Genomic DNA, 23,765 nt, shown 5'->3' on the forward strand with positions numbered 1-23,765 from the left:
CTGAACCAGAGAAGGAGAGTGTCCCAACCCGTCGGGCTGGCTCGAAGACGTTAACCCAGTCGTCATCCCGAGCCAAGGTGTGCGTTCGACCTTCATCGGCCAGTGCCGCAGTCGTGACCTGGCCGTGCTGCGCGACCAGGTCACCCGGCGACGGATCAGAGCAGGACCGGCAGCGCCTTCAGGCTGTTGACCACCATCGACGGGCTCGGCCGGAGCTCCGCGTCCGGCACCGCGAGCCGAAGCCCGGGGAAGCGCTCGAACAGCGCGGGCAGCGCGATCTGCGCCTCCATCCGCGCCAGCGACGCCCCCGGGCAGATGTGCGGGCCGTGGCCGAAGGAGAGCAGCCTGGACGGCTCCCGGGTGACGTCGAACACCTCGGCGGTGATCCCGTGCTGGGCCGGGTCACGGCCGATCGCGTTGTAGGAGACCAGCACCGCGTCCCCGGCCGGGATCACCACGTCGCCGTACGGCAGGTCCTCGGCGGCGAACCGGAACAGGAAGTTGCTGGTCGGCGGCGTCCACCGGAGTGACTCCTCGACCACCGCCGACCATGGCACCTCGCCCTTACGGACCAGCTCCAGCTGGTCCGGGTGGGTGAGCAGGGCCCGGACGGCGTTGCCGATCAGGTTGACCGTGGTCTCGTGCCCGGCCGCGATGATCACCCGAACGGTGGCCGCCGCCTCGGCGTCGGTCAGTGCGCCGCCCTCGACGTCGGCCGCCAGCAGCGCGCTGATCAGGTCCTCGCCCGGCGCGGCCCGGCGCTTGGCCACCAGGTCGTTCACGAAGGCGTTCAGTGCCGCGATGATCGCCGGGACCTCGGCCGGGTCCTTCACACTGCTGAAGAAGCGCTCGTACAGCTCGCGGATCCGGCTGTGGTCCTCCTCGGGCAGGCCGAGCAGCGACCCGATCACGGACATCGGCAGCGGGAAGGCAAACACTGTCTTGAGGTCCACCTCGGGACCGGCCGCCGCCACCTTCTCCAACAGCTCGGCGGTCATCGCCTCGATACCGGGCCGCATCGCCTCCACCCGGCGCGGGGTGAACGCCTGCGCCACGATCGAGCGCAGCCGCCGGTGCTCCGACCCGTCGGTGGTGACCATGCTCGGCCCCGGCACCGCCAGGCCGATCAGCGGCCAGGTCCTCGGTATCTCGCCGCGCTGGTAGGCCGCCCAGTGCTGGGCGTTCTTCACCAGCCGCTCGTCGTTGAGCAGCGCCCTGGCGGCGGCGTGCCGGGTGATCGCCCAGGCCCTGACGCCCCCCATCAGCTCGACCGCGGCCACCGGCCCGGCCGCGCGCAGCAGCGCACCCTCGGCGGCGCTGTCGGTGGCCAGCGGGTCCATCAGGAACGGGGCGGTCATAGGTACTCCTTCGTTTGACGGACGGTCAGCCAGGTGACGGCCGGTCAGCCGGCCAGGTAGCCAGGGGTGAAGGCCACCGGCAGCGCCATCAGCGCGCGCACCCAGGCCGACGGACGCCAGACCAGCGCGTGCTCGGCCACCGCGAGCCGCAGGTCGGGCAGCCGGTCCAGCAGCACCTCGATCGCCGTCGTGGCGATCACCTCGGCGGTCTCCTGGGCCGGGAACGGACAGCTGTGCGGGCCGTAGGAGTAGGCCAGGTGGGCCCGGTTGCCCTCGGCCGGGGTGCCGTCCAGCTGCCGGACCGAGGGGTCGGTGTTGGCCCCGGCCAGGCCGAGCAGCAGCAGGTCCCCCGCCGCGATCCGCTGCCCGCCGAGCTGGGTGTCCCTGGTCGCCCAGCGGCCCGCGAAGATCTGGGTCGGGGTGTCCTCCCAGAGCGCCTCGGCGAGCGCCTGGCCGACGCTCCGCCGACCGCCGGAGAGCGAGGCGGCGAACCGGTCGTCGGTGAGCATCAGGCGCAGCGCGTTGGAGATCCAGTACGCGCAGGGCTGGTGACCCGCGATCAGGATCACCCGCAGGTCGCGCATCACCTCCTCGTCGGTCAGCCCGGCCTGGTGCCCCAGCAGCCGGGAGGTGATGTCGGGGCCCGGCTCCGCGCGCTTGCGGTTCACCAGCCCGAGCATCACGTCCAGCAGGCGCTGCGCCCCGGCCTGGGCGTCCGCGCCGCCGTCCAGCATCGCTACCAGGCCGCCGATCAGCACCGGCGCCTCGTCCTCGTCCAGACCGAACAGCCGGCAGAGCACCAGCAACGGCAGCCGGTGCGCGTAGTCGGCGACCAGCTCCGCCTCGCCCTTGCCCGCGAACCCGTCGATCAGCCGGTCGGCGACCTCCTCGCAGTGCTGCTTCAGCTCGTACTGGTCCACCCCGGCCAGCGCGTCGGTGACCGCCGTCTTCCGGCGCTGGTGCTCGGCACCCTCGGCGTACAGGATCGACGGGACGGGGGCCATCATCGGCTTGAGCGGCCAGTCCGCCGGGATGTCCGGCCACTGGTTCCACCGGGTCGAGTCCCGGCCGAACAACTTGGGCTGACCGGTCATCAGCTGGAGTTCGCGGTAGCCGATCACCAGCCAGGCGGGCACTCCCCCGGCCAACTCGACCGGCGCCACCGGGCCGTGGACTCGGCGCAGCTCCTGGTAGAGCTGGCCCGGGTCGGTCTGGAACCGGGGCCCGTACAGCGGGGTGGCGCCCGCGTGCGCCGGGCAGCCCGGCGGCGGCGGGGTAGTCGCGGGCTCGGTCACGGGGTCTCCTCGTCAAGGGCTCTCTGGGCCAACTGCTGGATGTGGCGGACCAGTCCGATCAGCACCTGCTTGCCGGAGTCCCGGTCCCGGGCGTCGCAGTCGATCAGCGGCACGTGCTCGGGCAGGTCGAGTGCGGCGCGCACCTCGGCCAGGCTGTGCTCGGGGCCGCCGAAGTTGTTCCTGGCCACGATGAACGGAGTGCCGTGGTGCTCCAGTCGGTCGATCGCGTACCAGGACTCGGCCAGCCGCCGGGTGTCCACCAGCACCACCGCGCCGAGCGCACCGGCGAACAGCCGGTCCCAGAGGAACCAGAACCGCTCCTGGCCGGGGGCACCGAACAGGTAGAGCACGTGCCGGTCGTCCAGGGTGATCCGGCCGAAGTCGAAGGCCACCGTGGTGGAGCGCTTCTCGGCCACCCCGGTCAGGTCGTCGACCCCCTCCCCCGCCTTGGTCATGGTCTCCTCGGTGTTGAGCGGACGGATCTCGCTCACCGAACCGACCAGGGTGGTCTTGCCGACCCCGAAGCCGCCCACCACCACGATCTTCAGCCCGTCCGAGGCGGTGCTGCGCAGCGGACTGGCCGACCTCGCCCGCAGCAGCGCGGTGTCAGAGCCCTTGGAGTCCACTCAGCACCTGCTTCAACGTGTCGAGGTCGGGCAGCCGGGCCTTGCTGGGCGCGAACCGCGGGTGCCTGGCGGTGACCCGGCCGGCCTCCAGCAGGTCGCCCAGCAGGATCTTCACCACGCTGACCGGCAGGGCCAGTTCGGCCGCCAGCTCGACCACGGCAGTGGGGTCGGCGCAGATCTCCAGGATCCGGACGTGCTCGGACTGCATGCCGGGCGTCGGTTCCTGCTCGGCGACGATCAGGGTCACCAGGTCGAAGGCCTGCTCCGGTGGGCGGCTGCGCCCCTTGGTGACGGTGTAGAGCCGGTCCGGCGAATCGTCAGGACCCGGCAGGCCTCGGCGGGTGCTCATGCCGACTCGCGCGCCGGGGCGGTCAGGTACGTGCCGATCTGCTCGACCAGTCCGTACATGTTGTGCCCCACCACGCCGACGTCGGCGCTCTCGTCGGTGACCACCGCGAGGTGGGCGCCCTCGCCGGCCGCGACGATGCACAGGATGCCGCCGTGGAACTCGGTCATCGACTGCCGGACGCCGCCGGTGCGGTCGCCGAACTCGATCGAGGCGCCGTGCGCCAGGCTCTGGATCCCGGAGGCGATCGCGGCCAGCTGGTCGGCCTGATCGGTGCTCAGATCGGCGGTGTGGCAGAGCTTGAGGCCGTCGGCCGACAGCACCAGGGCGTACCGGGCGCCGGGGGTGGCGGCCAGCAGGTTCTCCAACAGCCAGTCGAGACCGCGGTCGGTGCTGCTCATCGGGAGTCGTCCTTCCGGGAAGCGTCGTCGGGGCTTGCCACGGAGCCGGCCTGGATCGCCCGGCGGAACGCGCCGAACCGGGCGGCGGCCACTGCCGCATCGGCGCGTACGGGCTCGGGGGCGGGCTCGGCTACGGGGTGGGCCGTGCCCAGGGTCTGGCCGCGGCGGCGCTGCGGCAGGCCGTTCTCGGTGGTTTCGGCGCTCTCGGTGCTCTCGGTGCTCTCGGCAGGCTCGGTGACGGCCGGCCGGGGCTCCGGTCGCTCGTGTACGGGAGCGGGCTCCGGGGGTTCGGCCTGAACCGGTGCCGGGTGGGTGATCAGCTGTTCGGGGATCAGCACGACCACACCGGTGCCGCCCCGGGCGGACGGGCGGAACGAGATCTGCAGCCCGTGCTTGCGGGCCAGCACGCCGACCACGGCCAGGCCGAGCCGGGTGCCTGCGGAGAGCGCGGTGAGGTCCAGCGGATCGCCGGAGACGGCGGCCTCGGCCCGCTTCAGCCAGCTCTCGCCGAGGCCGAGCCCACCGTCCTCGACCGTGATCACCAGACCGGAGTGCACCTCCTCGACGTAGACGTGCACCTCGGCCGGCGGGGCGGAGAAGTTGGCGGCGTTGTCCAGCAGTTCGGCCAGCGCGTGCATCACGCCCTCGGCGGCGTACCCGGCCACCGCGGCCGTGCTGGCCGAGTGCAGCCGGACCCGCCGGTACGCGCCGATCCGGCCGAGCGCACCGCGCAGGATCGACTCCACCCCGATCGGCCTGGTCCACCGGCGGCCGGACCGGGCGCCGGTGAGCACCGCGATCGAGTCGGCCATCCTGCCCGCCTGGGCGGTGGCGTGATCGAGCGTCAGCAGGTCGCCGAGCACCTCCTCGCCGTGCCGGTGCTGCATCTCGCGCAGCTCCGCGTGCATGCTGGTGGCGAGCGCCTGGACCCGTCCCGCGGCGGTCGCGCAGACCGCCAGCGCGGCGGCCCGCTGCCGCTCGCCCCGGCCGATCTCGGTCGCCACGGTGCGCAGCAGCGCGGCGTGCGGCAGCTCGCGGTGCGGGGCCAGCACGGTCTCCACCGAACCGCCGGAGCGCAGCCGGCCGACCACCTCGGGCAGCACCTCGGCAGACAGCCGGTCGAGGGCGGCCCGGTCGGCCTCCGCCTGTCGGGCGTGCTCGCGCAGCTCCTCGGCCTCGACCCGAAAGGCCGCCAATTCTGCCTCAGCGGCGCGGAGTTCGGCGTGCGCCGCGTCGGCCTCRGCCCGGGTGGTGGCCAGCACCGCCCGCAGCTCGGCGGCGGCGTAGTGCGCGGCGCTCAACTCGGCGTGCAGGGTGGCTGCGTGGCCGGTGGTCGCGGCCAACTCGGCGCGGGCGGCGTCGAGTTCCTCGGCGCTCCGGCGGGCCCGGTCGAGCTGGCGGCAGGCCAGCACGAGCAGCCCGCACCAGAGCAGCAGCGCCCCGCCGACGGTGCCGGCCACGGCCGACTGCTGTGCGGTCGGGGCCAGCGCGACCGCGGCCGCGCCACCGCCGGCTCCGACCAGCAGGCCGACGGCGGCCCACCAGGCGGTGCTGCCGTACGGACGGCGGGGGGCCGCGCCTCGGTCGGGGCGCGTGCGAGCTCTCATCAGTCTGATCCTCGGGGGCGGAGGGCTGCGGGAGGCGGACGACGGCGCACCACCCGTCACGCTCTGGGTGGTTGATCAGTACACGCGGTCAGCAGATCATATCTATTCACCTCTTGTACTCAACCCCACATCTGACGCCCTGTCCGACTTTCGGACACCGTCCGTGACGACGCAACAGACGGTGCCCGAACGACAGTTGTCAGCGGCCCGACAGCGCCTCCAGCTCCCGCCGGAGACCGTCCGGAGCGATCCCCTGCTCCGTGATCAGCGTCACCGCCGGCCCCTCGCCCGCACGGAGCAGACCGAGCAGCAGATGCCGGACGCCGATCTCCTTCTCCTTCAGCCGCAGCGCCTCCCGCAGCGAGAGCTCCAGCACCTTCTTGGCGCCCGGCGTGAACGGCCGGTGGTCGCCCTTGAACCAGCCGCGCCGGCGCGGCTCCTCGCGCGCCCCGGCCAGCGCCCCCTCGCCGAACTCGGCCTCCACCGCTGCCCGGACGGCGTCCAGATCCACCCCGATCGAGGCCAGCGCCTCCGCATCACTCCCCGGCCCGGGCCCGAGCCGCCGGGCCAGTCCGGCCCGGGCGGTCGCGTGATCCAGCCCCTTCGTCACCAGCAGTGCCGCCGCCGGGTCGGACGGATCGGCCAGCACCCCGAGCAGCAGGTGCTCGGTGCCGATCCAGTCGTGCTTCAACTCCCGTGCCTCGACCTGGGCCTGCACGACCACCTGCCGCGCCGCCACCGTGAACCGCTCGAACATCCCTCAGCCTCCGTCCCGCTTGGCGTGCTTCTTGTGTACGGCCTGCCTGCTGACGCCCAGACAGACCGCGATGTCCTGCCAGGACCAGCCCTGGCCGCGTGCGTTCCCGACCTGGAGGTCCTCCAGTCGGTCCGCCAGGTCGCGCAGGGCGCGGACGGCGCGCAGGCCGACCGCCGGGTCACGACTGCTCGCGGCTGCCGCGAGCTGTTTGGTGTCGCTCATAGCGTCAACATAGGTTGACATCTCCAGCTTGTCAACCAAAGTTGACGCTCGGCGGCACCCGCTACGGTCGTGCCATGACCACCACGCCCACCGAGACCGGCGCCGGAGCCCTGCTACGCGACTGGCGGGAGCGGCGCGGCCTCAGCCAGCTCCAACTCGCCCTGGGCGCCGACTCCTCGGCCCGGCACATCAGCTTCATCGAGACCGGCAGGGCCCGCCCCGGCCAGGACCTGCTGCTCCGGCTCACCGAACACCTGGACGTCCCGGTCCGCGAGCGCAACTCCCTGCTGCTGGCCGCCGGTTACGCCCCGCACTACGCCGAGACCCCGCTGGACGACCCCTCGCTGGACGCCCTGCGCTCCGGCATGGAACAGCTGCTCGCTGCCCACGAGCCCTACCCCGCGCTGATCGTCGACGGCACCTACCGCGTACTCGCCGCCAACCGTGGTATCGCCCTGCTGCTCGACGACGTCGACCCCGCCCTGCTCACCCCGCCGATGAACGCCATGCGAATCACCCTGCACCCGCAGGGCCTGGCCCCCCGGATCCGCAACCTGCGGCAGTGGCGGGCCCATCTGCTGGAACAGATGGAGCGCCAGATCGCCCTGGTCCGCTCCGAACCGCTGCGCGCGCTCTACGAGGAGGTCCGCGCCTACCCCGCCCCCGCCGAGGACGAGTCGCAGGACGCCTCCGCCCTGTTCCCGTTCGCCCTCCCGCTCCGGTTCGAACACGGCGGGCGGGTGCTGTCGTTCCTCTCCACCATCTCGACCTTCAACACCCCCATGGACGTGACAGTCTCCGAGCTCGCCATGGAGACCTTCCTCCCGGCCGACCCGGAGACCGCGTCCTACCTGCGCGAGGTGCTGCCGTGACCGTCACGCTCTCGGTGTGCCCACCGCTGACCGACCAGGCCCTCAACGAGCTGTTCACCGCCGCCTGGCCCGAGCACCACCCGACCACCTTCGCGCCGGTACTCGCCCGCAGCCTGGCCTGGATCGCCGCCCACCGGGGCACCCGACTGGTCGGATACGTCAACGTGGCGGGCGACGGCGGGGCGCACGCCTTCATCCTGGACACCACCGTGCACCCCGAGGAGCAACGGCTCGGCCTCGGGGTGCGACTGGTACGGGCCGCAGCCGAGCAGGCCCGCGAACACGGGGCCCACTGGCTGCACGTCGACTACGAACCGCAGCTGGAGTCCTTCTACGCCCGGTGCGGATTCCGGCCGACGGCCGCCGGCCTGCTAGCGCTCTGAGCGCGCCGCCGGACGCAGCGCCCGCCACTGCAGCACCGCGAAGCCCGCGACGGTGGCGGCCTGCATCGGGATCCACACCATCCCGGCGGTGCTCGGCTCGAACCACACCAGCATCGCCACGATGCTCAGCACCGCCCACGCCAGGTTCGCCTCCACCAGCCCCTTCACCACCGGCACCGCCGGCTGCCGCCGGCTCGCCAGGAGCCCCACCCCGGCGCCGAACAGCAGCAGGAACGCCCCGATGTCCAGCAGCACCATCCGGTCGATCCCGAGCAGCTCCCCGAGCGGCCCCGAGAACGCCAGGTAGGCGAGCCCGTTCCCGCCGGTCACCACGGCGTCCAGCGCCAGCACCTTCCGCAGCCAACCCTGCCCGGCGTCGGTCGAACGGACAGCACCGGCAAGCGAGTTCACAGCCATGACGAACAACCTCCGAGTGGTCGGTGGGCCCTCCCGGGGTCCTCCCCGGCGGCCTGCACCCAGCCTGCCGGTCCGCCGCCCCTGGGTCGATTACGTGCCAGGTAATGCAGCCCGAGCAACGAACCACCGCTGTCCGGCCACCGCAACCACCGCTGCTCCCACCCCACTTCGGGCGGCCACAACCCCCGCCCCCGCACCAGCCGCCCGGACGGCAGCCGCAACACTCTCTACCTGCCAGGCGTCACTCATCCGCCCACCGTAGCGCCGCCGGAACCGCACCTCCGACGACCACGTTCTATCTCCCAACAGCCCATTCGGCGAGCCCCGTTGGGAGCAAGAATCGCGATGGAACCCACCACGCCCGAGCAGCAGACCCGGATCGCCGGAGTCGTGACCACCCTGCAGTCCGACCTCTCCCGCGCCGACGCCAAGGCGGGCCTCCTGCTGGCCCTGTCCGGAGCGGCCCTGGTCGCCCTGGCCTCGACCGCCTCCCACCTCCACCCCACGGCCCCCGCCACCATCGCCGCCGTTCTCTGCACCGCAGCCCTGCTCGCCGCAACCGCCCTCCTGCTCCTGGCCGTCCGCCCGAGCCTCCAGGGCAGCGGCTGGACCACCTGGCCCCGCCTGACCAACGATCAGCTCCACGCCCGGCTCGTCGTCGGCTACAAGGTCGACCACCTACGCTTCATGGCGGCCCTGGCCGCCCACAAGTTCCGCCTGATCCGCGCCGCCATCGACTGCCTGCTCGCGTCCCTCGGCCTGCTGGCCCTGACCACTCTCCTGGTCGCCACCGCCTGAGCCGCCCCGCTACTGAGTCGACCAGCACCTTCGCCCCCGCGACTGGTCAGCCATGATGCTCGCTGCCGGATCCATGCGATCGGCGCTCACACGTCCTGATCCGATGGCAGTTGGCGCACACCAGTTCACACTTGGCGATCTCATCCTCAATCTCGGACCACGGCCGACGGTCGGCGACCAACTGTGAGACCGTCGCAACCTTCACGCCACGCACGTGATCCCAGTCGAGCCCCCTGGCCCAGTCGCGCCAATCGCAATCCGTGCACCCCTGGCTTAGCTTGAGCCGATCGTTTCGGTCCTGCAGCTCAATACGCCGCTGCCAGGAGGGTGGTAGCCGCTCCGCCTCGCGGTTCAACGACGGCCGTTGCAACATGGTTCGGGCACGGTGACAACGTGCACACCGCACTGCGCACTTCGCCAGCTCTGCCACCAGCCGGTCCATCGCCACACAGAGTTGAACCAGCCGTGACACAGTGCCGACCTTCTCCGAAGCGTCCAAGTGGTCAGGGTCCAACGCCCGGATATCGCGGTACCCACAGTCGACACACCCACTCTGCTTCCAGTCGTCCAGACGACTTGGAGCCGCCGCCGCGACCTGCTCAGGTCATGGTTGACCCCCAGTCGCGCCCGCCGCGCCTGTTGCCGTTCCAGTGCGATCGCTCTGACCTCGGGCCGCTGCCAGGCTGCTCTGGGCTCCGCGTTCCGAGCTGCACGGGTATCGGGCACCTGCGCCCGTCGGCGCGCGGCACTCTTGCACTCACTGTGCAAGCCGCTCGGCCTGCCGGCGTTTCGCTGGAACTCCGAGGCCGGATGCTCGACTTGGCATGCCGGACACCAGATCAGCGTTTCAGCAGTGATGTCTACGGCCGGCGGCTGCCGAGGGCCACGGGTGCGGGAGCCGCTCGTCATGGTGCTATTCAACCGGTCAGGTCCGACAGTCCTGCCGCGCCGTAGCGCTCGCGGAAGATGTTGCGGTCCGGGGCGCGGCGGCCCGGGTGAGGGCGGTACTCCGCCGGGTGGCCGAGCGAGACCAGCAGGGCGATGGCGAGGTCGTCGCGGTCGCCGATACCGATCGCCTGCTTCACCTGCGCCTCGTCCCAGCCGTTCATCGGCGAGGTGGCCAGGCCGAGTTCGGTGGCGGCAAGCATCAGGAAGGAGGCCGCGATCATCGCGTCCTTGACCGCGTACTCGCGGAGCAGCCCTCGCTTCTCCAGGCCCTCCTGAAACACCGTCGACTCGGCGGAGAACCCGGCGATGAACTCGTCGCTCCACGCACCGTTGCGGCGCGCCTGGTCGTAGACATCCACGCGATCCTCGCGCCAGGCCTGCGGCTCCGCGACGAAGACCAGGACGACCGGGGCCTCCTGCGGCTGGGGCTGACCTCCGGTGGCGCGGGCCAGCCGGGCGCGGCCCTCGGCGTCCGCCACCACGACGATCGAACGGTCCTGCAGGTTCCAGCTGGTGGGCGCCTCGACGGCGAGGGCCAGCAGCGAGGTGAGGGTCTCCGCCGGGATCGGGTCGGGCCGGTAGTGGCGGATCGTACGGCGGGTGCGGATGGCGTCTGCGACCGAAAGTGTCATGCCGCTAACTATTGGGGAGTGACTCTCCATCAGGAAGAGAGCACTTAAAAGTGCGTTACTCTCCCCGGACATGAAGACCGTAGTGGAATCCTCCGGCCTGCCGGCCGACGTCTACTCCGCAAAGTGCCCGACCCGCCAGGTACTTGACCACATCTCCGGCAAGTGGACGATCCTGGTCGTGGACGCGCTGCTCCAAGGCACCATGCGCTACACCGACCTGAGCCGACGCATCGAAGGCGTCTCGCAGAAGATGCTCACCCAGACCCTGCGCGCCCTGGAGGCCGACGGCTTCGTCACCCGCACCGTCTACCCGACCATCCCACCCCGGGTCGAGTACGACCTGACCGAGCTCGGCCGCAGCCTGGCCGGGCCGATCACCGCACTCCGACAGTGGACCGAGACCCACATCAACGAGATCGAACGGGCTCGTCGGCACTCACACGCTTAAGGTCATCACGAAGGACCACACACGCTCCAACACGGTGGCCGGTGCGGAGAACGACGGTGGGAGCGGTCTGTGGTGGGAGGCGGACCCGGCACTCGCCAAGCGGTTCCGCCGGAGCGCCGAATCCTGACGCTCCCGGTCCTGACTCGCGGCGGGTGAGCTGCAACTCACGGGCACGGCGAAGGGGMCCGGCCGACGGCCGGYCCCCTTCGTGCGCTACTGCTCAGCTACCCGCGTGGGGTCAGCTGCAGCCGCTGGTGGAGCCGCAGCCCTCGCAGAGGTAGCAGCTGCCCGCACGGCGCATCTTGGTGCCGCAGGAGAAGCAGAGCGGGGCGTCGGCGTTGAGGCCGAGCTGAATCTCCATCAGTTCGGTGGAGTTGTGCGCCTGGGCCGGCGCGGCGGCCTTGGGGGCCACCGGGACGGGAACCGGCGTGGCGATCGGGGCGGACTGGGCCAGTGACTCGACGCCCAGGTCCTCGGCCTCGATCGGCTCGTAGGAGCCGGTGTCCAGGTGGCGCTGACGCTCCTCGACCGAGTGGATGCCGAGCGCCGAGCGGGTCTCGAAGGGCAGGAAGTCCAGCGCCAGGCGGCGGAAGATGTAGTCGACGATCGACTGCGCCATCCGCACGTCCGGGTCGTCGGTCAGACCGGCCGGCTCGAAGCGCATGTTGGTGAACTTCGAGACGTACGTCTCCAGCGGGACGCCGTACTGCATGCCGACCGAGACGGCGATCGAGAAGGCGTCCATCATGCCCGCGAGGGTGGAACCCTGCTTGGACATCTTCAGGAAGACCTCGCCGAGACCGTCGTCCGGGTAGGAGTTGGCGGTCATGTAGCCCTCGGCGCCGCCCACCGTGAAGGAGGTGGTGATGCCGGGGCGGCCCTTCGGGAGGCGCTTGCGGACCGGGCGGTACTCGACCACGGGGGCGGGAGCGGCCGCGGCCTTCTCCTCCTCCTTGGTCTTCTTCGCCGAGAGCGGCTGACCGACCTTCGAGTTCTCGCGGTAGATGGCGAGCGCCTTGACGCCGAGCTTCCACGCCTCGAAGTAGATCTCCTCGACCTCTTCGATGGTGGCCACGGACGGCATGTTGACCGTCTTGGAGATGGCCCCCGAGATCCACGGCTGGATCGCCGCCATCATCCGCACGTGCCCCATCGCGGAGATGACCCGCTCGCCCATCGCGCAGTCGAAGACCGAGTAGTGCGCGGGCTTCAGACCGGGCGCGTCCACCACGTTGCCGTGCTCGGCGATGTGGGCGACGACCGCCTCGACCTGCTCCTGCTGGTAGCCGAGGCGCTTGAGGGCGCGCGGCACGGTGTTGTTGACGATCTGCATCGAGCCGCCGCCGACCAGCTTCTTGAACTTGACGAGGGCGAGGTCGGGCTCGACGCCGGTGGTGTCGCAGTCCATCATCAGGCCGATGGTGCCGGTCGGGGCGAGCACCGAGGCCTGCGCGTTGCGGAAACCGTTCTGCGCACCGAGGGTCAGCACCTCGGCCCAGGTGGAGGTGGCCGCGGCCCAGATCGGGGCGTCCAGGTCGTCGTACGAGACCGCGACGGCGTTGGCGTCCGCGTGCTGCTGCATGACCCGCTGGTGCGGGGCGGCATTGCGGGCGTAGCCGTCGTACGGGCCGACCACACCGGCGAGTTCGGCGCCACGGCGGTAGGCGGTGCCGGTCATCAGCGAGGTGATGGAGCCGGCCAGCGCGCGGCCGCCCTCGGAGTCGTACGCGTGGCCGGTGGCCATCAGCAGGGCGCCGAGGTTGGCGTAGCCGATGCCGAGCTGGCGGTAGGCGCGGGTGGTCTCGCCGATCTTCTCGGTCGGGAAGTCGGCGAAGCAGATCGAGATGTCCATCGCGGTGATGACCAGCTCGACCACCTTGGCGAAGCGCTCGGCGTCGAACGAGTCGTCGTCGCGGAGGAACTTCATCAGGTTCAGCGAGGCGAGGTTGCAGCTGGAGTTGTCCAGGTGCATGTACTCGGAGCACGGGTTGGACGCGTTGATCCGGCCCGACTCCGGGCAGGTGTGCCAGTGGTTGATGGTGTCGTCGTACTGGATGCCCGGGTCGGCGCAGGCCCAGGCCGCCTCGGCCATCTTGCGGAACAGCTTCTTCGCGTCGATGGTCTCGATGACCTCGCCGGTCATCCGGGCCCGCAGACCGAACTCGGTGCCGTTCTCGACCGCCGTCATGAACTCGTCGGAGACCCGGACCGAGTTGTTGGCGTTCTGGTACTGGACCGAGGTGATGTCGTCGCCACCGAGGTCCATGTCGAAGCCCGCGTCGCGGAGGGCGCGGATCTTCTCCTCCTCCTTGACCTTGGTCTCGATGAAGGCCTCGACGTCCGGGTGGTCCACGTCCAGCACGACCATCTTGGCCGCGCGGCGGGTGGCGCCACCGGACTTGATGGTGCCGGCCGAGGCGTCGGCGCCGCGCATGAAGGAGACCGGGCCGCTGGCGTTGCCGCCGGAGGAGAGCAGCTCCTTGGAGGAGCGGATCCGGGAGAGGTTGAGGCCGGCGCCGGAGCCGCCCTTGAAGATCATCCCCTCTTCCTTGTACCAGTCCAGGATCGAGTCCATCGAGTCGTCGACGGCCAGGATGAAGCAGGCGGAGACCTGCTGCGGCTGCTTGGTACCAACGTTGAACCAGACCGGCGAGTTGAAGCTGAAGACCTGGTGGAGCAGGGCGTAGGTCAGCTCGTGCTCGAAGACCTCGGCGTCGTCCGCGGTGGCGAAGTAACCGTTCTTCTCGCCGGCGGCGCGGTAGGTCAGCACCACCCGGTCGATGATCTGCTTGAGGCTCCACTCGCGCTGCGGGGTGCCCACCGCGCCGCGGAAGTACTTCGAGGTGACGATGTTGACCGCGTTCACCGACCAGGAGTCGGGGAACTCGACGCCGCGCTGCTCGAAGTTGATCGAGCCGTCACGCCAGTTGGTCATCACGACATCGCGGCGTTCCCAGCTGACCTGGTCGTAGGGGTGCACGCCCGCAGTGGTGTGGATGCGCTCGATCCGGAGGCCGCCCTTGGGAGCCTTGCCGGCCCCCTTGGCAGCCTTCGACCCGCGTGCAGACCCGCTCGTGGTGTCGGTCACTTCTCGCTTCTCCTCTTGCGCAAATCCCTCAATATCCCAGTATGCGTGGGCACCGAAGGCGGACGACAGTGTTCAGCGGGCCGTTTTCGGGCACGCCGGACCGCCCCGGACGACTGGCACGGGCCGGTCGGTCAGGTAGCGGTGGAGAGGACGGCGACAGCGTCCTCGGTGGGGAGAGGACGCTCACCGCGGAGTTCCGCGATGGCGGCCTCGAAGTCTTCGAGATCGTCGAAGGCGCGGTACACCGAGGCGAACCTCAGGTACGCGACCAGATCCAGTTCCTTGAGTGGGCCGAGTATGGCCAGACCCACGTCGTGTGTCGAGAGCTCTGCGCTACCGGAAGCCCGGACGCACTCCTCGACCCGCTGGCCGAGCTGGGCGAGGGCGTCCTCGGTGACCGGGCGACCCTGACAGGCCTTGCGGACTCCGCTGATCACCTTCGACCGGGAGAACGGCTCGGTCACGCCGCTGCGCTTGATGACCATCAGAGTGGCGGTCTCGACCGTGGTGAATCGACGGCCGCAGTCGGGGCACTGGCGGCGGCGACGGATCGAACTTCCGTCGTCGCTGGCCCGGGAGTCGACCACGCGGCTGTCCGGGTGCCGACAGAAGGGGCAGTGCACCGGGGGACTCCCTCTCTGACAACATCGCAACGGACTCGCACACTCTACACGGACCACTAGGGGTGGGCCCACCGGAGAACCTAGGCCCCTACATGTAGTGGTGTGGAGCCGACGCGCCGCTACCGGGTGAAATTTCTCCGAGCCGTGAAATAGACTGCGCAAGTCGAACACTTAAGCGATGTACACCCAGAGTCTTGATCGAGTCAGCCCGACTCGAATAAATTCACTCGAACGTGTGTTTGGCGCAACCTTTCGATAGGGGCACCAGTTGAGCTGGGCAAAGGGAGACCTGTCGGAAGGACCGCCGTGAACACCGTCGAAGCCAAGACCTCCATCCCGGTGCAGGAGCGCCCCGCGCGCACCGCTGAGCAGGAGAGCGTGGACCCCACCATGAGCCGGAGCCAGCCCATCGAGCACTCCGCCGCCCAGGACGACGTCCTCGGCCAGCCGACCCCGACCCGCTCCATGGCGGGGCGGCCGCCGGGCATCCGCACCGACGAGGCCGGGCTGACGGAGCGCCAGCGCCGGGTCATCGAGGTCATCAGGGACTCGGTGCAGCGCCGGGGTTACCCGCCGTCGATGCGGGAGATCGGCCAGGCCGTCGGCCTCAGCTCGACCTCCTCGGTCGCGCACCAGCTGATGGCGCTGGAGCGCAAGGGCTTCCTGCGGCGCGACCCGCACCGCCCGCGCGCCTACGAGGTGCGCGGCGTCGAGGTGGCCCGTCCGAACACCGCCGAGGCGGCCGGGCGGCCCTCCACCTCGTACGTGCCGCTGGTCGGCCGGATCGCCGCCGGTGGTCCGATCCTGGCCGAGCAGACGGTCGAGGACGTCTTCCCGCTGCCCCGTCAGCTGGTCGGCGAGGGCGAGCTGTTCGCGCTCACCGTGCGCGGTGACTCGATGATCGAGGCCGCCATCTGTGACGGCGACTGGGTCACCGTCCGCCGCCAGCCGGTGGCCGAGAACGGCGACATCGTGGCCGCGATGATCGAGGGCGAGGCCACCGTCAAGCGGCTCAAGCGCGAGGACGGCAAGATCTGGCTGATGCCGCACAACCCGGCCTACGACCCGATCCCGGGCGACAACGCGACCATCCTGGGCAAGGTCGTCGCGGTGCTCCGCCGCCTCTGACGCACCGTACGGACAACTGGGAAAGGGCCACCCCGAGGGGTGGCCCTTTCCCATTGACGGCGCCTCAGCCGCGCTTGGGCACCGGGCGGACCGGCGCCGCCGAGGCGTCGATCGCGGCCAGCGAGCGGCGCACCTGGTTACGGTCGTCGGTGTACCAGAAGTCCGGCATCGAGGACTTGAAGAAGCTGCCGTACCGCTTGGTCGCCACCCGGGGGTCGAGCACCGCGACCACTCCCCGGTCCTCGGCCGCGCGGACCAGCCGGCCGGCGCCCTGGGCCATCAGCAGCGCGGCATGGGTGGCCGCGACCGCCATGAAGCCGTTGCCGCCGCGCTCCTCGACGTCCTTCTGACGGGCGCTCATCAGCGGGTCGTCCGGGCGCGGGAACGGGATCCTGTCCATCACCACCAGCTGGCAGGCCGAGCCGGGGACGTCCACGCCCTGCCAGAGCGACAGCGTGCCGAACAGACAGGTACCGGCGTCCGAGGCGAACTCCCGGATCAGCTCGCCCAGGGTGTCCTCGCCCTGCAGCAGGATCTTGTGGTCCAGCCGCTCGCGGAGCGCCTCGGCGGCCGCCTTCGCCCCGCGCATCGAGGAGAACAGGCCCAGCGTGCGGCCGCCGGCCGCGCCGATCAGCTCGGTGAGCTCGTCCAGCATCTCCGGGCGCTCCGGGTCCCGGCCGGGGTCGGGCAGGTGCCGGGCGACGTAGAGGATGCCCTGCTTGGGGTAGGCGAACGGCGAGCCGACGTCGATGCCGCGCCAGTACGGCGGGGTGTCCTCGTTCTGGACCAGCTCGGGCTCGTCGGGCTTGCGCTCGTCCGGCAGCCGCCCGTCCCCGGGCAGGCCGACCGAGGCGGCCACGCCGTTGAAGTCGCCGCCGAGCTTGAGGGTGGCGGAGGTGAGCACCACCGAGCGCTCGTTGTAGAGCTTCTCCCTGAGCAGGCCCGAGACGTTCAGCGGGGCGACCCGGAGCGAGGCGGTGCCGGGGCCGAAGCGGTCGCTGCGCTCGATCCAGATCACGTCGTACGCGGACTCGGTGAGCAGCCGGTCGGCGGTCTCGTGCAGCGACTCGACCGAGGCCATCGCCTGCTTGCGGGCCGCGTCCTCGTCGGTGAGCGCCTTGTCCCTGGTCTCGCCGAGCGAGGTGATGACCAGTCGGGCGGCGTCCCGGATCGCGGTGACCGCGTAGGCCAGGTACTCGGGCAGCTCGCCCTCGACCCGGCCGGGCTGGGCGGTCTCCATCAGGCCGTGGTAGTTCTCCGCGGCGGCCTGGAGGGCGTCCACCGACTTCTCGTTCGCCAGCCGGGCCGCGCGCTTGACCGCCCGGTTGACCGCCCCGACGGTGAGCTCGGCGGTGGCGGCGCCGGTCACCCGGTTCACCAGCTCGTGGGCCTCGTCGACGATCAGCAGGCCGTGGTCGGGCAGCACCGGGGTGCCCTCGATGGCGTCGATCGCCAGCATCGCGTGGTTGGTCACCACCACGTCGGCCAGCTTGGCCCGCTCGCGGGCCGCCTCGGCGAAGCACTCCTGCCCGTAGGTGCACTTGGCTGCGCCCAGGCACTCCCGGGAGGTGACCGAGAGCTGGGCCCAGGCCTTGTCGGAGACGCCCGGCGAGAGGTCGTCCCGGTCGCCGGTCTCGGTCTCGTCGGCCCACTCGCGGAGCCGGATCACGTCCTGGCCGAGCTTGCCGGTCGGGCCGCCGAGCGCGTCCACCGGGTCGAACAGGCCCTCGCCCTCGTCGCTCGGGGTGCCCTCGTGGGCGCGGTGCAGGCAGAGGTAGTTGGACCGGCCCTTGAGCATCGCGAACTGCGGGCGGCGGCGCAGCACCGGGTGCAGCGCGTCCACCGTCCGGGGCAAGTCCCGCTCCACCAGCTGGCGTTGCAGCGCGAGGGTGGCGGTGGCCACCACCACCCGGTCCCCGTGCGCGAGCGCGGGGACCAGGTAGGCGAGGGACTTTCCGGTGCCGGTGCCGGCCTGGACCAGCAGGTGCTCGCCGCTGCCGACCGCGTCGGCGACGGCTTCGGCCATCGCGACCTGGCCGGGGCGCTCGACGCCCCCGACGGCCGTCACGGCGGCGTGCAGCAGCTCGGGGAGCGCGGCGCGGGAGACAGGTGCCGGGGCCTCGGCGGTGCCGGGCAGGGCCTGGGGTGCGGAGTCGTTCGTCATGGCCCGCCCAGCCTACGACGTGGGGGTGACAATCCGGCTCTGTTGCGGTGGCAGCCCGGTCGTCCCGCCGTAGTGCAGCGGGTTGTCCACCTCACCGTGCACGGCGGCGTGCGGGCGGTGCGGGCGGTCCCGGTAGCCGTCCAGCAGCAGCCGGTTGCGGTTCAGGCAGAGCCGGTCGATCTGTGGAGTGAAGAGGTCGAAGAGCTTGAAGCGCTCGCCGAGCTCGGGGAAGCGCCGCTGGTAGGCGGTGATCCGCTCGCGCAGCAGCTCCCAGAACTCGGCCTCGGAGACCCCGAGCTGGGCGTCGAAGAGCGGGGCCAGGTAGCGGAAGACCCCGACGAACAGACCGGAGTGCAGGAACTGGCAGAGGTACTCGGGCGGCTCGCGCAGCAGCACCTCGCTCACCTCGGCCGGGAGGCCGTCGAGTTCGGGCAGGTCGCGGTCGCTGATGTTGACGTCGTCGACGAAGTCCTTGACCGCGAGCCGGGCGGGCGCGTCGTGCTGGTCGAAGACCACGATGGCGTTCTCGCCGTGCGGGGAGAAGACCGTGCCGTACCGGTAGAGGAAGTGCAGCAGCGGCGGCAGCATCACCGCGAACAGCCGGCGCAGCCAGTCCCGGGCGGGCAGGCCGGAGCGGCCGACCAGCTCGGCGACCAGCGCACGGCCGTCCGAGCCGACCTGGAGCAGCGCGGCCAGGGTACGGGCCCGCTCGTGCGGGGCGAGGTACCGGCCGAGCGGTTCACGCCAGATCGCGCCGAGCAACTCCTTGTACTGGTACGGGACTTCCGGCAGGTCCCGGTAGAGCGGGTGGTCGACGGTGACCGAGGCGATCTCGCCGAGCAGGATCACCCGGCACTCGTCGCGCAGGAACGGGTCGCCGTCCCGCAGGCCGTGGATCCAGGCGGTGACGGCGGGGGCGGCCAGCGTGCGTTCGGTCGGCAGGCCGCGCCAGACCAGGGTGTTGAGCACCGAGAGCGGCAGTTTGACGGTGCAGCGCTCGGGCCTGCTGAGGTTGAAGAAGCTGCGGACGGACTGCTGCGGCAGCCGCAGATCGCCGTCGCTGGGCAGCGGGACGATCTCGCCGGAGGCGATCCAGGGGGCGAACAGCGGCAGGATCACCTCGTCCCACTGCCAGGGGTGCACCGGCAGCAGCAGGTAGTCCGCCCCCACTCCGGCCCGGAACTCCGGGCTCAACTCCTGTTCATAGAGATCCGGTTGGCCCCGGAACTCGGCCAGCCGCCGGTGCACCGCGAGCCACGGCAGCCGCTGCGGGCTGCGGGCCTCGGGGGCCCAGATGGCCAGGTCGCGGGCCGACAGGCCGAGCCGGCCCTTGTTCGGGACGATCCACGGGTGCCCGGTCTGCCGTCCCTCCAGGGCGACGTGGTCCAGGTCGGCCAGCTCGGCGGCGGTCAGTTCGGTGGCCAGCTGGCGGGCGTCGGCGAGCAGCGTGGCGGTCAGCTCGCGGATCAGGTGGCCCAGGGTGTCGCCGGGCAGCCCGAGCACCTCCCGGGCCAGCTGGAGCAGCCGCAGCGGGTCCCCGTCGGGGTCGGCCTGGCAGTCCACCGAGTCCGGGTCGACCTGCCAACTCCCGTACGCGCCACGGCGGGCGGTGAACCGGTAGACCGCGTCCGGCAGGTCGAGCCGGTAGCCGGCGCCGTCCGGCACCGGGGTGAGCAGCTGCTCGTAGGCGAACTCGCCGAGCATCTTGGCGAGCATCGCCCGGCGGGCCCGCCGCCAGTGCGCGGCCGTGAGCTGGGGTGGCAGGTGGAGCTCGGCGGGAGGCTGCGGCACGGTGGCCCTCCGGAGGAGTTCAGCGGGTGACTGGGGTGGCACGGGTGCCCTCCTGCGGGCGCGGGAAGGCGGGAGCGGTGGGGGCAGGCGGGGCGAAGCTGGTCCAGGCCGTCCGGCTGGGCAGCCGGTGGACGGTCCGGCCGGTCACCGCGTTGAGGATCACGGCGGCCCGGTGGGCGCCGAGCCCGAGATCGGGGGTGCCGACGCCGTGCGTGTGCAGTTCGGCGTTCTGCACGTACAGGCCGCCGGTCAGTTCGGGCCTGGTGGCCACCCGGTGGTCCAGGCCGACCCGGAACCGGCCCTGCTCGTCCCAGTCGACCAGCTCGGCGACCGGGTCGAGCAGGGCCGGGCGGACCGCCCGGTAGCCGGTGGCCAGCACCACGGCGTCGGTACGGACCACCTGCTCGACGCCCGAGTCGACCTGGCGGCAGGCGAGTTCGAAGCCGCCGCACGGCCCGGCCAGCGCCTCGGTGACGGCGGTGCCGGGCCGGATCTCCACCGGGTCGGCATCCATCGGCCGGCCGATGGTCCGCTCGTACAGCAGGTCGTGGATCTCGGCCAGCGTCTCGGCGCTGGCCGCCTTGTGCAGCTGCCACTGCTCCCGCACCAGCCGGTCCCGGACGGCGGGGGGCAGGCCGTGGAAGTGGCGGGTGTAGTCGGGGGTGAAGTGCTCCAGCCCGAGCTTTGAGTACTCCATCGGGGCCAGCGCCCTGGTCCTGGTCAGCCAGCGCAGCCGGGTGCCGTCGTCACCCCGGTTGCGCAGCAGGTCGAGGAAGATCTCGGCGCCGGACTGCCCGGAGCCGACCACGGTGATGTCCCTGGCCCGGTCCAGGCTCGCCCTGCGGTCCAGGTACTCGGCGGAGTGCCAGACCTGCGGGTGGCCGCGCAGCGCGGCGAACGCCTCCGGCAGCACGGGAGCCGTGCCGACGCCGAGCACCACGTTCCGCGCCCAGACCTCGGTGCCGCCGGCCAGCGCGCGGAACAGCCGGTGCCCGGGGTGCCAGTGCAGCTCGGTCACGGCGGCCCCGAACCGGCAGTTGACCAGCCGTTCGGCCGCCCAGCGGCAGTAGTGGTCGTACTCCCGGCGGGCCAGCTGGAAGCGCTCGGCGAAGTAGAACGGGAACAGCCGGTCCTGGTCCCGCAGGTAGTTCAGGAAGGACCACGGGTTGGTCGGGTCGACCAGCGAGACCAGGTCGGCCAGGAACGGCACCTGCATCCGGGCCCCGTCCACCAGCATCCCCGGGTGCCAGCGGAACTCCGGCCTGGCCTCGCAGAACAGCGAGTCGAGCCCGCTGACCCGGTCGGCCAGCGCCGCCAGGGACAGGTTGAACGGGCCGAGGCCGACGCCCAGCAGGTCGTACGCCTCGGGCTGATCGTCGGACGGCTCGGGCTGCGGATTGTCCATTTCGTCCTAGCGTTCGCGTTGACGGGTTCATTGTTGACGCAGCATCAGGGCGGCCCGTTTCTCGGGCAGCTCCAGCTCGGCCACCAGGTCGAACCCGGCCCGCCGGAAGGCCCGCAGCGACGGGGTGTTGCGCAGGTCTGGCTCGGCGACCAGCCGCTCGCAGTCGGGCTCGGTCAGCAGCCGGTCGGCCAGCGCGGTCAGCAGCACGGTGCCGAGCCCCCGGCCGCGGTGGCCGGGCGGGCCGAGCAGCAGGTGCAGCCCGAGGTCGCCCTGCCCGGCGGGGTAGTACCCGGCGAGCCGGTCCGCGTCGGCCCGGTAGAGCTCCCAGTAGCTCATCGGGATGCCGTCCAGCAGCCCGAGCAGCGGGCAGCTGGGGCTGTCGGGTCCGAGCTGCGGGGCGATGTGCCGTTCGGTGGTCTCCGGGGGCCCGGCCAGCTCCCAGTACGCCGCCACCGCCGGGTCGTTCATCCACTCGGCCAGCAGCGGGAGGTCGGTGGCGAGGTCGACCTCCCGGAGCTCGAACTCGCCTGCGGAGGTCCTCACCGGACCGCCAGCGGGTTGGGGATGTCCACGTAGACGGACTGGGTGGCGACCGGGCCGACCAGCTCGTCCATGCAGTTCAGCCGGGTCAGCAGGTTGGCCTTGCAGTGCAGTTCGGGGCTGTCCAGCAGCAGGGCGGGCAGCCCGGAGCCGGTGGTGGCGGCCGGCCGGCTGCCGAGGAATCCGCGCAGGGCGGCCAGCAGGACGCTCTCGTCGGCCAGCCGCTGGGAGCCGAAGGCGCCGATCAGGCCGAGCACGTGGTTGATGCCGAGGTAGTAGGCGAAGTGCTTGTCGATCACCCGGTCCGCGACGAAGGTGTCACTGGCCTGACCGACACCTGGCAGCCGGGCGTCCAGCCGGTCAGCGAACGAACTGCGGAAGTAGTAGCCCTGGTTGTCCCGGTACCGGCCGCCGACCGGCCAGCCCGCCTCGTCCAGCAGGACCAGGCTGTTCTGCTGGTGCGCCTCCAGGGCGATCCCGGCCCGGCCGTCCAGCCAGAGCACCGGGAGCACCACGGCGTCCAGGTAGCGCAGGAACCACTCGGTCGCGACGGTGTGCACCGGGCGCCCGCACTGCTCGGCGAGCCTCCGGACGGTCCGGCCGAGCAGCGAGTCGACCCGCTCGCCGAACGGCTGCTCGGCGACCAGGCCCGCCACGCAGAACGCGCGTTCGCGCAGGCCGAACGGCTGCTGGCGGAGCACGGTGTCCAGGCCGTTCGGGTCGGCGCCGCCGGGCAGGTCGACGCCGATCCAGGCCGGATCGCGGACGATGTCGAAGCCGGGGTGGGCGGCCCGCCACTCGGCGCTCAGCCCGGCCTCCAGCAGCCGGTGCACCTCCAGGCCCCGGTGCAGCTCCTTGCGCAGGTTCTCCCGGCGGGAGTTGGTGATCCGCAGGCCGAGCGAGAGCTTGAGCATCCACGGCGTGCCGGGGCGGCAGACGGTCCGTACCGAGGAGGTCGGGTGCCACTCCTCGCCGTGCTCGCCCAGGTCGTGCAACGCGCCGTCCGCCAGCAGCCCGGCCACCTCGGGGCGCAGGGCCAGCTCGCGGGCCTGCCAGGGGTGCAGCGGGAGTGCGGCGGTGCCGGGGGGCAGCGCGACCCGGTCGCCGAGCAGCCGGGCGGTGAGCTGCTCGGCCGGGACGCCGACCGCCGAGCCGGAGGCCAGCAGGTCCCGGTCGACGGCGTACCAGTGCAGCCGGAAGGACCCGTGCAGTTCGGGCGAGTACGCGGCGCTCTGCGCCGGGCCGAGGCCGTCGCGGCTCTTCGGGGTGGGGTGCAGCGGGTGGCCCAGCAGCAGGGCCTGCTCCCCCGCCAGGAAGGGCCAGTCGGGGCCGGCGGCGGTCCGGCGACGCTCCAGCACCTCGGCGGTGCGCAGCACCGAGTCGGCCACCCGGGCGGCCAGGTCGGTCAGTTGACCGGCCTCGGGCCGTTCGGCGGTGGCGCCCGCGACCAGGGTGGCCACCGTCACCACGTCCACCGGCAGCCCGGCCAGGGTGACCTCGCCGAACCGGTGCCAGCCGGTCGGCGACCAGTACCGGACCACCGCGGTCAGCTCGACCGCACCGCCGAGCACCGGCACCCGGAGCGTCCCGTCCGGTCCTGGCCGGGCCCCGGTCTCCCGGGCCCAGCAGCGCAGCAGGCTCTCCACCCCGGCCTGTTCGGCGGCCACCGCCGGGTCGGCGTCGAGCAGTCTGTCCTGGGGCTGTGGATGGACGACGGGCGGGACTCCAGCGAGGGCGACGGTGCTCAAGGCTGCTCCTTGGGGCGAGCGAGGGTGCGGGCGCCGGGAGTTGGGGGGATGGCCGTGACTCGCGAGACCGAGGGCGCCGACAGGTCAGACAGCCCAAGGGAACTGGCCACTGACGGGTGATCACAAGATCAGCTCACTCGTTGTGGTGAATCCCTGCGGATCACTCAC

Annotated in this window: 21 protein-coding genes and 2 pseudogenes; 5 read left to right on the top strand and 18 right to left on the bottom strand. The window is 71.7% G+C overall.

The features are described from left to right. Positions 1-155: 155 nt before the first annotated feature. The 8 genes from ACXJMZ_RS13565 to ACXJMZ_RS13600 all read right to left on the bottom strand — a co-directional run bounded on the left by ACXJMZ_RS13565 (position 156) and on the right by ACXJMZ_RS13600 (position 6,612). Positions 156-1,358, bottom strand: coding sequence for a cytochrome P450 family protein (locus tag ACXJMZ_RS13565; RefSeq protein WP_457030269.1), 1,203 nt, complete (start codon positions 1,356-1,358; stop codon positions 156-158). A 44-nt stretch (positions 1,359-1,402) separates the two neighbouring features. Further along, entirely contained in the window at positions 1,403-2,653 is a 1,251-nt protein-coding gene (locus tag ACXJMZ_RS13570; RefSeq protein ID WP_457030270.1) for a cytochrome P450, read from the bottom strand. Beyond that, positions 2,650-3,279: a GTP-binding protein gene (locus ACXJMZ_RS13575; protein WP_457030271.1), complete on the bottom strand. Its 630-nt coding sequence runs from the start codon at positions 3,277-3,279 to the stop codon at positions 2,650-2,652. Before ACXJMZ_RS13575 ends, ACXJMZ_RS13570 begins: the two co-directional genes overlap by 4 nt. Continuing rightward, positions 3,260-3,628 carry a DUF742 domain-containing protein gene (locus ACXJMZ_RS13580; RefSeq protein WP_457030272.1) on the bottom strand — a complete coding sequence of 123 codons (369 nt, stop codon included), beginning with the start codon at positions 3,626-3,628 and terminating at the stop codon, positions 3,260-3,262. The genes ACXJMZ_RS13575 and ACXJMZ_RS13580 overlap by 20 nt, the downstream gene beginning before the upstream one ends. Continuing rightward, the gene (locus ACXJMZ_RS13585; RefSeq protein WP_457030273.1) at positions 3,625-4,026 is read right to left on the bottom strand and encodes a roadblock/LC7 domain-containing protein; all 402 of its coding nucleotides are present in this window, start codon (positions 4,024-4,026) and stop codon (positions 3,625-3,627) included. The genes ACXJMZ_RS13580 and ACXJMZ_RS13585 overlap by 4 nt, the downstream gene beginning before the upstream one ends. Then, complete coding sequence (locus ACXJMZ_RS13590; RefSeq protein WP_457030274.1) at positions 4,023-5,633, bottom strand: sensor histidine kinase; 1,611 nt, start codon at positions 5,631-5,633, stop codon at positions 4,023-4,025. The genes ACXJMZ_RS13585 and ACXJMZ_RS13590 overlap by 4 nt, the downstream gene beginning before the upstream one ends. A 199-nt stretch (positions 5,634-5,832) precedes the next feature. Continuing rightward, positions 5,833-6,390 carry a Clp protease N-terminal domain-containing protein gene (locus tag ACXJMZ_RS13595; protein ID WP_457030275.1) on the bottom strand — a complete coding sequence of 186 codons (558 nt, stop codon included), beginning with the start codon at positions 6,388-6,390 and terminating at the stop codon, positions 5,833-5,835. 3 nt (positions 6,391-6,393) lie between these two features. Beyond that, positions 6,394-6,612 (bottom strand): RNA polymerase subunit sigma-70, encoded by a 219-nt coding sequence (locus ACXJMZ_RS13600; RefSeq protein ID WP_457030276.1) that lies wholly within the window; start codon positions 6,610-6,612, stop codon positions 6,394-6,396. Positions 6,613-6,686: 74 nt separating this feature from the next. Here ACXJMZ_RS13600 and ACXJMZ_RS13605 point away from each other — a divergent pair, with 74 nt between their 5' ends. Then, complete coding sequence (locus ACXJMZ_RS13605) at positions 6,687-7,484, top strand: helix-turn-helix domain-containing protein (protein WP_457030277.1); 798 nt, start codon at positions 6,687-6,689, stop codon at positions 7,482-7,484. Further along, entirely contained in the window at positions 7,481-7,867 is a 387-nt protein-coding gene (locus ACXJMZ_RS13610; protein WP_457030278.1) for a GNAT family N-acetyltransferase, read from the top strand. Before ACXJMZ_RS13605 ends, ACXJMZ_RS13610 begins: the two co-directional genes overlap by 4 nt. Here the strand turns inward: ACXJMZ_RS13610 and ACXJMZ_RS13615 are convergent. Beyond that, on the bottom strand, positions 7,856-8,284 hold the full coding sequence (locus ACXJMZ_RS13615) for a hypothetical protein (protein ID WP_457030279.1): 429 nt from the start codon (positions 8,282-8,284) through the stop codon (positions 7,856-7,858). The two genes, ACXJMZ_RS13610 and ACXJMZ_RS13615, sit on opposite strands and share 12 nt — an antisense overlap. A 131-nt stretch (positions 8,285-8,415) precedes the next feature. Then, positions 8,416-8,508: pseudogene (locus ACXJMZ_RS13620) on the bottom strand (protein phosphatase); the annotation flags it as partial. 121 nt (positions 8,509-8,629) lie between these two features. On the opposite strand from ACXJMZ_RS13620, the gene ACXJMZ_RS13625 reads away from it, so the two are divergent. After that, positions 8,630-9,082 (top strand): Pycsar system effector family protein, encoded by a 453-nt coding sequence (locus tag ACXJMZ_RS13625; protein WP_457030280.1) that lies wholly within the window; start codon positions 8,630-8,632, stop codon positions 9,080-9,082. Between the two features lie 917 nt (positions 9,083-9,999). Here ACXJMZ_RS13625 and ACXJMZ_RS13630 read toward each other — a convergent pair. Continuing rightward, positions 10,000-10,662, bottom strand: a complete 663-nt coding sequence (locus ACXJMZ_RS13630) for a nitroreductase family protein (protein ID WP_457030281.1) — start codon at positions 10,660-10,662, stop codon at positions 10,000-10,002. Between the two features lie 70 nt (positions 10,663-10,732). On the opposite strand from ACXJMZ_RS13630, the gene ACXJMZ_RS13635 reads away from it, so the two are divergent. Beyond that, complete coding sequence (locus tag ACXJMZ_RS13635; RefSeq protein WP_457030282.1) at positions 10,733-11,110, top strand: winged helix-turn-helix transcriptional regulator; 378 nt, start codon at positions 10,733-10,735, stop codon at positions 11,108-11,110. Between the two features lie 238 nt (positions 11,111-11,348). On the opposite strand, the gene ACXJMZ_RS13640 is transcribed toward ACXJMZ_RS13635, so the two are convergent. Both ACXJMZ_RS13640 and nrdR read right to left on the bottom strand, forming a co-directional pair. Further along, positions 11,349-14,198 carry a vitamin B12-dependent ribonucleotide reductase gene (locus tag ACXJMZ_RS13640; protein ID WP_457030283.1) on the bottom strand — a complete coding sequence of 950 codons (2,850 nt, stop codon included), beginning with the start codon at positions 14,196-14,198 and terminating at the stop codon, positions 11,349-11,351. Between the two features lie 131 nt (positions 14,199-14,329). After that, positions 14,330-14,821 carry a transcriptional regulator NrdR gene (nrdR, locus tag ACXJMZ_RS13645; RefSeq protein WP_457030284.1) on the bottom strand — a complete coding sequence of 164 codons (492 nt, stop codon included), beginning with the start codon at positions 14,819-14,821 and terminating at the stop codon, positions 14,330-14,332. Between the two features lie 453 nt (positions 14,822-15,274). On the opposite strand from nrdR, the pseudogene lexA reads away from it, so the two are divergent. Further along, positions 15,275-15,949, top strand: a pseudogene (lexA, locus tag ACXJMZ_RS13650) (transcriptional repressor LexA); the annotation flags it as partial. Positions 15,950-16,013: 64 nt separating this feature from the next. On the opposite strand, the gene ACXJMZ_RS13655 reads toward lexA, so the two are convergent. From ACXJMZ_RS13655 to ACXJMZ_RS13675, 5 genes are read right to left on the bottom strand one after another with little or no spacing between them, the layout of a single operon-like run. Next, on the bottom strand, positions 16,014-18,113 hold the full coding sequence (locus ACXJMZ_RS13655) for an ATP-dependent DNA helicase (RefSeq protein ID WP_457030285.1): 2,100 nt from the start codon (positions 18,111-18,113) through the stop codon (positions 16,014-16,016). Between the two features lie 12 nt (positions 18,114-18,125). Further along, on the bottom strand, positions 18,126-19,904 hold the full coding sequence (locus ACXJMZ_RS13660; RefSeq protein ID WP_457030286.1) for an IucA/IucC family protein: 1,779 nt from the start codon (positions 19,902-19,904) through the stop codon (positions 18,126-18,128). A gap of 19 nt (positions 19,905-19,923) precedes the next feature. Further along, positions 19,924-21,309 (bottom strand): lysine N(6)-hydroxylase/L-ornithine N(5)-oxygenase family protein, encoded by a 1,386-nt coding sequence (locus ACXJMZ_RS13665; RefSeq protein WP_457030287.1) that lies wholly within the window; start codon positions 21,307-21,309, stop codon positions 19,924-19,926. Positions 21,310-21,336: 27 nt separating this feature from the next. Beyond that, positions 21,337-21,852 (bottom strand): GNAT family N-acetyltransferase, encoded by a 516-nt coding sequence (locus ACXJMZ_RS13670; RefSeq protein WP_457030288.1) that lies wholly within the window; start codon positions 21,850-21,852, stop codon positions 21,337-21,339. Continuing rightward, positions 21,849-23,597 carry an IucA/IucC family protein gene (locus ACXJMZ_RS13675; RefSeq protein WP_457030289.1) on the bottom strand — a complete coding sequence of 583 codons (1,749 nt, stop codon included), beginning with the start codon at positions 23,595-23,597 and terminating at the stop codon, positions 21,849-21,851. The genes ACXJMZ_RS13670 and ACXJMZ_RS13675 overlap by 4 nt, the downstream gene beginning before the upstream one ends. Positions 23,598-23,765: the final 168 nt, after the last annotated feature.

It is taken from the genome of Kitasatospora sp. P5_F3, assembly GCF_054049135.1.